General features: G+C 64.4%; 9 protein-coding genes. 3 read left to right on the plus strand and 6 right to left on the minus strand.

Annotated features, from left to right (window positions below; all coding sequences use genetic code 11):
- Positions 1 to 313: 313 nt before the first annotated feature.
- Positions 314 to 1,723, plus strand: coding sequence for a cytochrome c oxidase accessory protein CcoG (gene ccoG, locus GQA94_RS18640; protein ID WP_158189405.1), 1,410 nt, complete (start codon positions 314 to 316; stop codon positions 1,721 to 1,723).
- A gap of 93 nt (positions 1,724 to 1,816) precedes the next feature.
- A complete protein-coding gene (gene mapR, locus GQA94_RS18645; RefSeq protein WP_158189406.1) occupies positions 1,817 to 3,226 on the plus strand; it encodes a GntR family transcriptional regulator MpaR in 1,410 nt (469 codons plus the stop codon).
- Between the two features lie 27 nt (positions 3,227 to 3,253).
- Here the strand turns inward: mapR and GQA94_RS18650 are convergent, their stop codons facing one another.
- The 5 genes from GQA94_RS18650 to GQA94_RS18670 form a co-directional block, all read right to left on the minus strand.
- Positions 3,254 to 4,036, minus strand: coding sequence for a PhzF family phenazine biosynthesis protein (locus GQA94_RS18650; RefSeq protein ID WP_199270168.1), 783 nt, complete (start codon positions 4,034 to 4,036; stop codon positions 3,254 to 3,256).
- A 122-nt stretch (positions 4,037 to 4,158) separates the two neighbouring features.
- Positions 4,159 to 7,287 carry a transglycosylase domain-containing protein gene (locus GQA94_RS18655; RefSeq protein ID WP_158189408.1) on the minus strand — a complete coding sequence of 1,043 codons (3,129 nt, stop codon included), beginning with the start codon at positions 7,285 to 7,287 and terminating at the stop codon, positions 4,159 to 4,161.
- A 140-nt stretch (positions 7,288 to 7,427) separates the two neighbouring features.
- Entirely contained in the window at positions 7,428 to 8,183 is a 756-nt protein-coding gene (locus GQA94_RS18660; RefSeq protein WP_158189409.1) for a Zn-dependent hydrolase, read from the minus strand.
- Positions 8,184 to 8,186: 3 nt separating this feature from the next.
- A complete protein-coding gene (locus tag GQA94_RS18665) occupies positions 8,187 to 9,116 on the minus strand; it encodes a pyridoxamine 5'-phosphate oxidase family protein (protein WP_158189410.1) in 930 nt (309 codons plus the stop codon).
- Between the two features lie 13 nt (positions 9,117 to 9,129).
- Positions 9,130 to 9,729, minus strand: coding sequence for a glutathione S-transferase family protein (locus GQA94_RS18670; protein ID WP_158189411.1), 600 nt, complete (start codon positions 9,727 to 9,729; stop codon positions 9,130 to 9,132).
- Between the two features lie 148 nt (positions 9,730 to 9,877).
- Here GQA94_RS18670 and GQA94_RS18675 point away from each other — a divergent pair, with 148 nt between their 5' ends.
- Positions 9,878 to 10,438, plus strand: a complete 561-nt coding sequence (locus GQA94_RS18675) for a TetR/AcrR family transcriptional regulator (protein WP_158189412.1) — start codon at positions 9,878 to 9,880, stop codon at positions 10,436 to 10,438.
- A 21-nt stretch (positions 10,439 to 10,459) separates the two neighbouring features.
- Here GQA94_RS18675 and GQA94_RS18680 read toward each other — a convergent pair whose 3' ends face one another.
- Positions 10,460 to 13,537 carry an efflux RND transporter permease subunit gene (locus GQA94_RS18680; RefSeq protein WP_158189413.1) on the minus strand — a complete coding sequence of 1,026 codons (3,078 nt, stop codon included), beginning with the start codon at positions 13,535 to 13,537 and terminating at the stop codon, positions 10,460 to 10,462.
- Positions 13,538 to 13,540: the final 3 nt, after the last annotated feature.

Genomic DNA, 13,540 nt, shown 5'->3' on the forward strand with positions numbered 1-13,540 from the left:
GAGTGAGAACACAGGACTATGGCGCGACGCAACGGCTGCAAGACAGGTGCAGAAGCGTTCAAAAAAAGCAGATCAGTATCCCTGACCCGCTGTGACTTGTGGTCGCAGCGTGAAGGATACCCGCGCCGTCCGGCACGGCAAGCCCGCTGCGTTCTCATGGCTGGCGCCGGGCAACACAACCCCGACCGCCCGGCCTGATCGGTCCCCGTAATCGGCGAACTGATCCGTATTTTTCTTCCCTACCTGAGTCTGTTATGCGTCGCGCGCCGGTCCGATGATCCGCCCCGCCTGATAAGCCTGATAGGGGCGAGACATGACCGAGCGAATCCCTGCGACGATCATCGAGACCGTCGACGCAAGCAAGCCCATACGCCTGACGCCTGCGCAGGCGGGCGGTCCGATTCATACACGCAGTTACAGCGGTCGATTCCGTAATCTGCGCCTGTTCGGGGGCGGGTTCCTGTTCCTGCTCTACTTCGGCATCCAGTGGCTGAATTGGGGGGAGCGCCAAGCGGTGCTCTGGGACCTGAGCAGACAGCAGTTTCATATATTCGGCGCGACCTTCTGGCCGCAGGACTTCATCCTGCTATCGGCGCTGCTGATCATCGCCGCCTTCGGGCTGTTTTTCGTCACCGTCCTGGCCGGCCGGGTCTGGTGCGGCTACGCCTGCCCGCAGAGCATGTGGACCTGGGTCTTCATGTGGGCCGAAAAGGTCACCGAAGGCGATCGCGGCCAACGGCTCAAGCTGGACAACGCCCCCTGGTCGGTCATGAAACTGCTGCGACGCAGCGCCAAGCATGCGTTGTGGCTGACGATCAGTCTGGCGACGGCGATCGCCTTCGTCGGCTACTTCACGCCGGTCCGGGAGCTGGTGCGCGACCTGTTCACCCTGCAACTCGGCTTGGCCGCCGGGTTCTGGCTGTTTTTTTTCACCGCAGCCACTTACATCAATGCCGGCTGGCTGCGGGAAAAGGTGTGCGTGCACATGTGCCCTTACGCTCGCTTCCAGAGCGTGATGTTCGACGCCGACACCCTGGTGGTCTCATACGATGCCGCCCGCGGTGAAGCCCGCGGCGCTCGCCGGAAGGACAGCGACCCACGGTCGCAAGGACTCGGCGATTGCATCGACTGCACCCTGTGCGTGCAGGTCTGCCCCACCGGCATCGACATTCGAGACGGTCTGCAGCTGGACTGCATCAGCTGCGGCGCCTGCATCGACGCCTGCGACAGCGTGATGGACCGGATGGGCTATGCACGCGGGCTGGTACGCTACACCTCCGAACGCGCATTGGAGGGCGACGACACTCGACTACTGCGCCCACGCCTGATCGGCTATGCCGCTGCGCTGGTGATGATGGTTGGCGCCTTCGTCTGGGCGCTGGATGCGCGACCGATGCTGTCACTGGACGTGACCCGGGACCGCACGCTCTACCGGGAAAATATGCTCGGGCAGACGGAAAACATGTACAGCCTCAAGATCATCAACAAGACCCAGCAACGTCGTGATTACCGGGTCACGCTTGCCGAAGGCCCCTTCGCACTGCACGGGCGGCGGGAGGTCAGCCTGGCGCCCGGCGAGATCATCGATCTGCCGGTCAGCGTCGCGCTGCTCGCAAGCGACGGCTTATCGCACCGCGAGTTGCACTTCGCCGTGAGCGACCTGGCCGACCCGACGAGCCGGGTGAGCGCGCCGAGCAGCTTCATCGCGCCACGGGTCCCGTAACGTGCGGTGCGGGATGCGCGGCCGTCCGCAAAAGCACACGCATCGAGGCCCGGCTGCAGTATCGTGCTGCGGCACCCTACCCTGAGCCCGCACATGAAGCGCTACGAGAAATTCGCTGACGAGATTGCCGAACTGATCCGCACCGGGGTGCTGACGCCGGGTCAGAAAGTTCCCTCGGTGCGGCATGCCAGCCGCACGTACGGCGTCAGCCCTTCCACGGTCTTCCAGGCCTATTACCTGCTCGAGGATCGCGGTCTGATCCAGGCACGGGCGCGCTCGGGCTATTTCGTTCGAACGCACGCGCAACGCCCGCTGCACGAGCCCGACATCAGCCCGCGCCTGACCGAAACCACAGACGTCAGCGTCAGCGAGCTGGTGTTCTCGGTGCTCGCCTCGCTACGCGATCCCGATACCGTACCGTTCGGCTCCGCTTTCCCCGGTCCGGAGCTGTTTCCGCTGCAACGGCTGGCGCGCTCGATGGCCCAGAGCGTGCGTCAGATGCCAGCACGCGAAGTGATTGCCGAGATGACCGCTGGCAACCCGGACCTGCGCAGGCAGATCGCCCTCCGCTACATGGTCAGCGGCGTCATGCTGCCGATGGAGGAACTGGTGATTACCAGCGGGGCGATGGAGGCCTTGAATCTCTGCCTGCAGGTCGTGACCGAACCGGGCGATCTGGTCGCCATCGAGGCGCCGGCGTTCTATGCCACGCTACAGGTCCTGGAACGCCTCAAGCTCAAGGCGGTGGAGATCCCGGTACACCCGCGCGACGGCATCGATCTGCAAACCCTCGCCGACAGCCTCGCCAATCTGCCGATCAAGGCGTGCTGGTTCATGAGCAGCCTGCAGAATCCGCTTGGCGCAAGCATGGGCGAGGCGAAAAAACTGCACCTCTACGAGCTGCTGCGCTCGCATCAGGTGCCATTGATCGAAGACGACGTCTACGCCGAACTCTATTTCACGCGGGAACCGCCCAAGCCGGTTAAAAGCCATGATCGCGAGGGGCTGGTGATGCACTGCGGCTCGTTCTCGAAAAGCCTCGCGCCCGGCTACCGGGTTGGCTGGGTCGCCGGAGGGCGTTACGCCGAACGCATCAGCCGTCTCAAGCTGATGACCACCATTTCGCCCTCGGTACCCGCGCAGGCGGCCATCGCCGACTACCTGCAGCACGGCGGCTACGACCGCCATCTACGCAAGCTGCGCCACGCCCTGGAAGCGCAGCAAGGCTCGATGCTCGCCTCGGCCGCTCGGCATTTCCCGACCAGCACCCGCGTGACCCGGCCCAGCGGTGGTTACTTCCTCTGGTTCGAGTTCCCCGAACGGGTCGACGCGCTGCAGCTGCTGCAACTGGCGCTGGCGCAGGGCATCAGCCTGGCGCCCGGCCCGATCTTTTCAGCCACCCGCCGCTTCGGAAATTGTGCACGGTTGAACCACGGCCATCCCTGGGACGCACGCAGCGAGAAGGCCATGGAATTGCTTGGGCGGATGATCAGGTCCTTCTGAGGCGCCTCTACGGCTACGGCGTCAATGCTAGAGTTCAAGGGTGCCTTGCAGGTACCGCACCGCTCGCCCGGCGACGAACACCCGATCCCCTTCCACGCGGCAGTACAGCAGCCCGCTGCGACGCGAGGCTTGCAGCGCGACCAGCGACGACTTGCCCAGGCGCCCGGCCCAATAAGGGGCGAGGCCAGCGTGGATCGATCCGGTGACCGGGTCTTCATCGCCGCCATTGGCCGGCCAGAAGTAGCGGGAGACGAAATCCTGCTCACGCCCCGGTGCGGTGATCACCACGTCCAGCGGCGCCAGCGTCTTGAGCGAAGCGAGGTCGGGGACCAACTGACGCACCCGATCCTCGTCCTCATACACGGCAAACCAGGCCTGACCGTTCTTCAGAACGGCCTGCGGGGCGACGCCCAGGCCGTCGAGCAACGCTGCTGGCGGAGCGTCGACGCGCTCGGGTTCACGATTGGGAAAATTCATTTCCAGCCGACCGTCGTCCAGTTGCACGACACTCACCTCACCCACCGCCGCCGCCGCCCGGAAAACGAGCGGCGATGTGGCCAGTCCCTGCTCGATCAGGACGAAGGCACTGGCCAGGGTGGCGTGGCCACAGAAATCGATCTCGGTGAGCGGCGAGAACCAGCGGATATGATAGGCACCGTCCGGCTCACGAACCAGGAAAGCCGTTTCCGACAGGTTGTTTTCCATCGCGATCGACTGCATCTGGGCATCGCCCAACCATTGTTCCAGCGGCACCACCGCGGCCGAATTGCCCTTGAACAGCTCATCGGTGAACGCATCGACCTGGTAGATCGGCAGTTTCATGCTCGGCCCTCATCCTTGCGCGGCGTCCGCCATCGGACGCGCTGATCGGGCAGTCTCACCGAGCGGGACGCGCCCGGCAATCCTGATAGAGAGGGTGCGCTAGCGATGAATCAGCGCCGCGACGCCATGCCAGCAGTCAGCGTGGGCTGGATCGGCTCTGCCGGGGGCTGGCACTGGGTCTGCGCGCCGACCTGCAGGTAAGGCTGGAGGATCGGCGCCATGCCCTTGAGCACCTGGACGGGCAACGCCGAGGTGAAGCGAAAACTGTCCGCGCCGCGCCCGGGCACATAGGCGGTCAAGGTGCCGAAGTGATTGGGGCCCAGGTAGAAGACGAAGGTAGCCGTACGATTGAGGGCCAATGAGCTGATCAGCCGTCCGCCAGCGCCGACGGTCTGAATGCGGTTATCCCCCGTCCCGGTCTTGCCACCGACCTTCAGCGGCTCCCCATCGGTTTGCTGAAAGCTGCCGCGCAGACGCCGCGCCGTACCGCCGTCGACTACGCTGGCGAGCGCCTCGCGCAAGGCCGCGGCCACTTCGCTGTGCAATACCCGAACGCCTGCATCCGGCTTGATGCCCAGGCGGGTCTCGTAAGGCGTGTCACTGGCGAAATGCAGACTGTCGATACGCACACTCGGCAGCCGCACGCCATCATTGACGATGATGCCCATCAATTCCGCCAACGCCGCCGGACGATCGCCCGAGCTGCCCAGTGCCGTGGCCAGCGACGGCACCAGATGATCGAACGGATAGCCCAGGCGCTGCCAGCGGCGGTGGATATCGGTGAACGCTTCCACCTCCAGCATGATCCGGATCCGGCTGTCGCGGGCGCTCTTGTGGCGGCTGCGGAACAGCCATCCATAGATCCCCTGCTGGCGCTCGGCGGCGCTGGCTTCGATGACCTCCGAGATGCCGGCGTCGGGATGCCTGGTCAGATAGCCCAGCAGCCACAGGTCCAGCGGGTGCACGCGGGCGATGTAGCCCTGATCCGGCAGGCTATAGGCACCCGGCCCATAACGGGTGTACAGCGAGTCGAGCGTCTTGTCGCTGAGTTCGGCATCCGGCAGGTTGTCCTTGAGGAAGCGCTCGAATGCGGCAGGGCCGGCGTCCGGCATCAGGTAGCGATGCACGGCGGCAAGCCTGGGCGGTGTTGGCCGCATGCCATCCAGAAGCGCTTCGATGCGTTGCGTATCGCTCTTGCCCCGGTATTTTTTCCAGAATCGCTGGATGAACACCGAGCCCTCGCGGTCTGCGAAACGTCTGAGGTATTCGCGCCGCTCCGGGTTGTCGTCGCTCTTCAACAACTCGGCACCGTTGGAGGTCTGGTAGGTGCTGTAGCTGACCAGGTCGCGCATCAGCCGTACGAAAGGCAGGTTGATCGATTCCTGTAGCGCCTCGCGCATCGTCGGCAGACGCCCGTCATCCTCACGGCGGAAGTTGCCGAAACGGTGCATCCCCGCACCCGTGAAGAAGCGTTCGTTCGGACTCGCCGAATAGCGTCGTTCCAGCGCAGCATCGAGCATCGCTGGCAGGTTGCGATCCTCGTGCTGGATCAGGTAGCCGAGCGCCCAGCGGGTCAGCGGATCGACCGCTTCGGCTTTGCGCAGCTCGCTGACCGGACGCTGTGCGTAGCGATCATGCAGTTCGGCAACGACTTCCAGGTAGCTCGTCAGCACGCGCAGCTTGGCCGTAGACCCCAGTTCCAGCTTGCTGCCCTCGTTGATGTCGAACGGCTGATTCGTATTATCGGTCTGCACGCGCACGCGGAAGCCCTGGTCGCCGCGCTCGAACAGCGTGAAGCTGTAACGCACGTCGGCGGTGCGCTCCGGCGACAGCATGCGCTCGCCGAACAGCCCCACCTCACCGGCGAACTGCGGGTCCGCCAGGCGATGCAGGTACTCGCTGACCTGTGTCTGCAACTGGGCATGCAACGGCGTGGTCGCAGCCAGGTCAAGGCGATCCAACTGATACAACGACACCCCAAGCAGGCTGCTCAGGCGCATGCGTGCGGCGGTGATGCCCTTGCTCGACGGCACCTCGCGAATCCCCGGTTCGACCCGCAGATCGCGGAACACCACCGTCTGCTGCAATGCGGCATTGCGCAACCGCGTGCCGATCACGCCGCCGTTGGCCAGAAGACGGATGTGGCTGTCGGTGAGTTCAGCCATGTCGTCGCGCCCCGCCCCCAGGTAGTAGGACGGTCGGCGCTGGGCGATCAGCAGCGACAACACCTGACGCAGCGCCAACCCCTGGGCTTCAAGATGAGTGCCGGCGTTGCGGCGAGAATCGAGCAGTCTATTGACCTCTGCGAAGTCCGCGCCGAACCAGAGGCGCAACCCATCGGCGATGCCGTGCACCTCGCCATGCCCGTAGGCGGCAGAAAGCGGGACGCTGTTGAGGTAGTCGCGCACGATGCGTTTGCGCGTAGCCAGGGTCTGCTGGCCTTCCCGATAGGTGCGAACGCTCGCCGAGATCATCTGGCGGATCTTTTCTTCGGCGCTGGCGGTTCGGCCTTCGGGAGAATGACGGTACTTCTCCACCTGCGTCGCCAGGGTGCTGCCACCGGCCGCCTGGACGGGCAGGCCGAGCTTCTTCTCGACCTGGCTCAGGGCCGCCATGGTGAAGCGAGGCCAATCCACCGCCGGGTTGGCCCGCGGGCGCTGCGCATTGAGCAAGCCCCGATCCTCGATGAACAGCAGGCTCATCGCGATGAGCGGCGGCACGTCGTCGAAGCTTTCGTAGTATTGGTGCGGATAACTGTTGGCGTACAGCGGCTCTCCACGGCAATCGTCGATCGTCAGTCCCGCCTGAGACTTCTCCGGATAGGGCACGAAAAAGCCGTGGCTGGCGTAACGCTGCAGGGCGGGCGAAAAACGCACCTGCTGCTCGATGTCGAAGCCACGTTCGGTCAGCCGGTCGAGGAAGGTCGGCAGGGCCGCGTAGCCCAGGCGCCGGTCGAACGGCCCAGCCTCCGGGAACCGGATAGCGGTGCTTGCGCCGGGTTCGAGCTGGTAGTCGAGGTTCTCGGCGTAACGACTGAGCCAGAGCGCCTGTAGCTTCGAGGTTTCCATTTCATGCCAGACGGCATAGCCACCGCCTGCAAGTAATGAAACGCCCAGCAACAGGCTCATGCGGCGCGCCATACGGCGACCGTGCGAGGGGTTTCGACCGGGCTTGCTGTTGGATGGCACGCGTTTGCTGCCACCCGCCCGGGAGGTATCGGTCTGCCATACTGCGCCCATCTTGTCCGGCCTGGCTTCCTGGGAAATTACAGGCTTAAGCTTAGCTGGCGGCGCTTCGTTCAGCGTGCGCCAGCAGACGAACGGAAGGGCTCAAATACGGGGCCTGAAGCGAAACGATCCCGGGGCCGGCAACGCCCGCTTCACTCGATCCAGCGAGGATAGAAACCAAGCCTCGCCTGCGAACGGGCATCCTCTATCCGAATAACCCCGGCGGGCAGCGGTCTGGCGTTGGATGGCGCGCCTGCCGCGTCGCCCTGGAAGAAAAAACGGCGGCCGTCATCCAGGGTCAGAAACAGCCCCAAAGCCCCATGGCCAGGCAGCTTCACCAGCACCAACCGTTCGTCGCCAAACAGATCGAGGCTGTGTTCGTAGCCATGAAACGGGCGCTGCTCGAAGCGCAGCGGCTGCCATCTGACGCCATGCGCGAATTGCGACGCAAGGACGGCCGGTGGCGTCGCAGTGCGTGCGTAGTGAATGCTTTCCGGACTGGCCAGAACCGGCAGCTCGGCAAAATCGGCGAGCCCCGAGGCGTATTCCCAGCGGGCGCAGCCCAGCACCACCCGGTCGATGCGGAGGTCGTCGCGTTCGAGCTGATCGCGGGCAGGTTGGAGGTCACCGTAACGCTTGTCCCGCCACGGAATTTCGCTGTCCAACTGGTGATCGATGTGCCGCCCCAGCCCCGTGCCGAACAGCAGCCGGTCCGTGCCATGCTCGATCAGTACGGCAATGTGATTGACCGGTGCTGGCGGGACCCAGCCACCGTCGCGCCAGGCATATTCGCTGCTGGACGTCGTCTGTCCGGTACGCACCAGACTGAAGCGTACATCCGTGGCGCTCGCGGTTCCGGTTAGCAACAACAACGACAACGACAACGCGATGATTTTCAGGCTGCACATGGCTCATGCTCCTGGCTCGGGAAGGAACGGCGAAACCTGGGGTGCCGCGAAGGCCAACGGCAACCGCGCGCGGCGCAGCATCCAGCGCCCCGGACTCAAGGCCAGCATGCGCTCCGCACCTGGGGGCGCGCTGATACCCAGCGCCGCGTATTGCTCGGGCCAGACAAGCTCCGCTCGTGCCTGCAGATGCAGCAGGTCGCCGCTTGAGAAATCGATCACTAGCAGCCCGCACCGCGGCTCGCTCAGCAGATTACCGAGCGTGTTGAACAGCCGGTTGCCGCTGTAGTCCGGCAGCCAGAGCCGACCGTCCCGTCCGATATCGACGAAGCCGGGCGGCCCGCCGCGATGGGAAATGTCCACGCCACCGCCGCGCGGGTCCGGACTCTGGCTGGCGATGAACAGCGTGTCCGCCGCCTGCACCAGTCCCCGCCATCGGTCGTCGAGCCCGTGCCCCTCGAGCATTAATCCAGGCAAGCGCGGGCTTACCTTCCATTGGCGCGCCTGGATGTACTTGGGGCAGTTGCCGAACGACTGGGCGACCGCAACGCTGAAGCCCCGCTCGTCGCTTTCGACGATGCGCCCGTTCAAGCGATTGCGCCGGCGCGTCGGCCATTCCAGGCCGAGCAGGCCGACGGCGGCGCGAGGGTGCAGCAGCGAGGCAATCGGATCATCGATCTGCGGGCGAGCGCCCACGCACAGCAAGGCCGGATGGGGTGACCAGGCAAACCCGGCCGCGCCCCAGAGAACCGACGCATGAGGCTGACCTTCGCCATCCACCGCCGCCACCAGCAGCGCCGGCAGTTGCGCGAAAAACTCACGATGCTGCTCAGGCATGAACGCGCGGATCAGGCGGGTACCCGTCTGCTCGGCTTTTTCGCGGACGCCGGCGCGGGTCTGAACCGATTGCTCGCCAGCGTGGAAGGGGCTGCTCATGGTGGTGTACCCCTTACTCCAGGCCGGGCATGCCGAGGTAACCCGGCAGCTCACGGATGCGCGAACACCAGGCTCGGATGGCCGGGTACGCGTCGAGATCGATGCCGCCCTCGCCCGCCAGGGCCGCGTAGGGGTACACCGCGACATCGGCGATGGTCGGCGTGGCGGTTTCGGCCAGCCAGGTGTGCCCGGTGAGTTGCTGCTCGACCAGTTGCAAGGCGGCGAGCGCACGGCTGGCGGTCAATGGCTCGTCGATCGGACGACCGAATAGACGCCCTACCCGAGCCGTCGCCGGACCATGATGCATTTCGTTGGCGGCGAAGCTCAGCCAGCCAACGATGCGCGCCTGCACCAGCGCGTCCTGCGGATACCAGGATTGATCGGCGTAGCGACGCGCCAGGTAGACGAGGATGGCCTGCGAGTCGACGATTCGAGCGTCACCGTCTTCGAGGACCGGCACCTGTCCGCGCGGATTGATCGCGAGAAACGCAGCGCGCTTATGCTCGCCCTCCAGCAGATTCACCGGCACCCGCTCGGCCGTCTGGCCGATCAGGCTGATAAACAGACGCGCCTTGTAGCAGTTACCGGACAGGGTCAAATCGTAAAGTTTCATCGCGAGGCTCCTTGCAGGACAGTGGTGGGTCAGTCACGACTGGATAATAGACAGACCTGTCTGTACACTGCAAGCACATCTTTCTCGGCGATGCGCGATTGGAGGGAACAGAAGCGCTCCCGCATAATGGCCGTCAGAGGAGACCCACATGGCAACGAACAAGCGCGACCTGTTGCTCAGCACGGCTGAGCGGCTGTTCTACACAGAGGGCTATCACGCCACGGGCATCGACCGGATTCTCAGCGAGTCCGGCGTCGCCAAGATGACGTTGTACAAACACTTCAAGTCCAAGGAAGAGCTGATCCTGGCCGTGCTCGACGCACGCCAGCAGCCGATGCTCGAGCGCCTGCGCGAGGCACGCGACAGGCTGCCGCCGCGCAAGGCGCTGCTCGGCGTTTTCGAAGGGCTGAACACCATGATTCAAAGCCCGAGCGCGTTCTGTGGCTGTCTGTTCATCAACGCCGCGGCCGAATATCACGACCGCGACCATCCGATTCACCAGCGGTCGGCGGCTTACAAGGCGCAATTCCAGGCGCACCTGCGCGAACTGCTGGAAGCACTCGACGCACCCGAGCCGGCACGCCTGGCACGGCAACTGCAATTTCTGATCGAAGGCGCGCTGAGCATGGCGCACATTGAGGGCCCGGCAGACCAGGCGCTGCTGGCCAAGGCGGCGGCCGACAAACTGCTTCAGGCCGCCGGTATCTGAGCCCTGCCGGGCCCGGTGCGCTTATACCGGGTGCTGCTGTTCCTTGACGCGGAACCAGGCGGCGTACAGCGCAGGCAGGAACAACAGTGTGAGTGCGGTCGCGATGATCAAGCCGCCCATGATGGCCACCGCCATCGGCCCGAAGAACACACTGCGTGACAGCGGGATCATCGCCAGCACCGAGGCCAGGGCGGTGAGTACGATCGGCCGGAAGCGACGCACCGTGGCGTCGATGATCGCGTTGAAACGGTCCTGCCCCGCTCCGATGTCCTGCTCGATCTGGTCCACCAGAATCACCGAGTTGCGCATGATCATCCCGGACAGCGCGATGGTGCCGAGCATTGCGACGAAGCCGAACGGCTTGCCGAACAGAAGCAGGAACAGCGTAACGCCGATCAACCCCAGGGGCGCGGTGAGAAAGACCATGGTCGCGCGCGAAAAGCTCTTGAGCTGCAGCATCAACAGGCTGACCACCACGATGACGAACAGCGGCATGCCCGCATTGACCGATGCCTGCCCCCGGCTGGAATCCTCGACCGTCCCGCCCACTTCCAGCAGGTAGCCGCTGGGAAGCGCATCGCGAATCTCGGCCAGGGTCGGTTCGATCTGCTGCACCAACGAGGCGGGCTGCTGATCGCCGTAGATATCGGCACGCACCGTAACCGTCGGCAGGCGATTGCGGTGCCAGATGACACCTTCCTCGAAGCCATACTCCAGCGTGGCGACCTGGGACAACGGCACGCTGCGACCGCTGGCGGTGGGAATCGCCAGGCTCGGCAACCTCGACAGCATTTCGCGCTCCTGCGCGGTCCCGCGCAGCGAAATTTCGATCAGCTCGTTGTCTTCCCGAAATTGGCCAGCAGCCGTACCGATAAACGTCCGCTGGAGGAAGCCTGCCAACTCGACGGTGGTCACCCCCAGGGCGCGGGCACGGTCCTGATCGACATTCAGCGAGACCACCTTGCTCGGCTCCTGCCAGTCCAGGTGCACGTTCGCCACGTAGGGGTTCTCGCGCACCTTGGCCGCGACTTGGCGTGCCAATCCCCGCACCACGTCGATGTGCTCGCCGGTCACGCGGAACTGCACCGGGTAGCCCACGGGCGGTCCGTTTTCCAGTCGACTGACACGCCCGCGCAGCGTGGGGAAATCGTCTCTCAGCCGCTCGATCAGCCAACTGCGCAGGGCTTCGCGGTCCTCGATGCTTTTCGCCAGGACCACCACCTGGGCGAAACTGGTCGCGGGCAATTGCTGATCCAGGGGCAGGTAGAAACGCGGCGAACCATTGCCGATGTAGGCCACATAATTGTCGATGCCGACGCGTGCCTTGAGCATTTCTTCCAGGCGATGGACCTGCGCTTCGGTGGCCTTGAGCGAAACGCCCTCGGCGAGCTTCAGGTCGACCATCAATTCCAGACGCCCCGAGGCCGGAAAAAACTGTTGCGGCACGACGCGGAACAGACCGATCGCGCCGACGAAGAGCAACAGTGTCAGCACGATCACCGTCTTACGGCGACGCACGCAGAACTGAATAAGCCGTCTCACCCTCTGGTAGAACGGCGTCGAATAGGGGTCGTGGCCTTTGTCACTGCCGCCGTGCTTCTGCGCGTGTCGCTTGGCCAGATCCGGCAGCAGCTTGGCGCCCAATAGCGGGACGAACATGACCGCGGCGATCCAGGAGGCCACCAGCGCGATGGTCACCACCTGGAAAATCGATCGGGTGTATTCACCGGTACTCGATTGCGCCGTGGCAATGGGCAAGAAGCCCGCCGCCGTGATCAGCGTCCCGGTGAGCATTGGAAAGGCTGTGCTGGTCCAGGCATAGCTCGCCGCCTTGAGCCGGTCGAAGCCCTGTTCCATCTTGATCGCCATCATCTCCACGGCGATGATCGCATCGTCCACCAACAGCCCGAGCGCCAGCACCAGTGCGCCGAGGGAAATCTTGTGCAGGCCGATATCCAGGTAATGCATGGCGGCGAACGTCATCGCCAGTACCAGCGGGATCGACAAGGCCACCACCAGGCCGGTGCGCACGCCGAGCGAAAAGAAGCTCACCAGCAAGACGATTGCCAGCGCCTCGATCAGCACCTGCACGAACTCACCGACACTGGTTTTCACCGCCGCGGGCTGGTCGGAGACTTTGCGCAGTTCCATGCCGGCGGGCAGTTCCTGCTGCAGCCGAGCGAACTCGTCTTCCAGCGCTTGGCCCAGCATGAGGATGTCACCACCGGCTTTCATCGAAACGGCCAGCCCGATGGCGGGCTCGCCCATGAAGCGCATGCGGGGTGATGGCGGATCGTTGAAGCCCCGGTGAACCTCGGCCACGTCGCCGATACGGAAGGTGTTGCCCGCGACCCGGATCGGAAAATCGCGGATCTGCGCAACCGTTTCGAAGCTGCCCGTAACGCGCAGCCGGACGCGTTCGCTGGGCCCTTCGACGAAGCCCGCCGGCATCACCGTGTTCTGGGCTTCGAGCGCCTGCCTGACCGCTTCCAGCGGCACGCCCAGGTTCGCCAGTTTGACGTTCGACAGCTCGATCCAGATTTTCTCGTCCTGCAGGCCGATCAGTTCGACCTTGCCGACATTCTTCACCCGTTGCAGTTGCAGCTGGATGCGGTCGGCGTAGTCCTTGAGTACCGCGTAGTCAAAGCCCTTGCCCGTCAGGGCATAGATGTTGCCGAAGGTCGTGCCGAACTCGTCGTTGAAGAACGGGCCCTGCACGCCCGCAGGCAAGGTGTGACGGATGTCACCGACCTTCTTGCGCAGCTGGTACCACAGGTTGGGGATGTCTTCGGAGCGCAACGAATCACGGGCCATGAACGTCACGTTGGATTCGCCCGGACGCGAGAAGGATACGATCCGCTCGTACTCGCCGGTTTCCATCAGTTTCTTCTCGATGCGCTCGGTCACCTGCCGGGAGACTTCCTCCGCGGTGGCGCCCGGCCATTGGGTCTGAATCACCATCGCCTTGAAGGTAAACGGTGGGTCTTCGCTCTGGCCCAGCTTGCTGTAGGAAAGCGCGCCCACGACGCCCATCAGCAGCATCAGATAGATGACGATCTGCCGGTTGCCCAGCGCCCAGGCTGAAAGATTGAAGCGCATCCC

This window comes from Stutzerimonas stutzeri, from assembly GCF_009789555.1.
GTDB lineage: Bacteria > Pseudomonadota > Gammaproteobacteria > Pseudomonadales > Pseudomonadaceae > Stutzerimonas > Stutzerimonas stutzeri_R.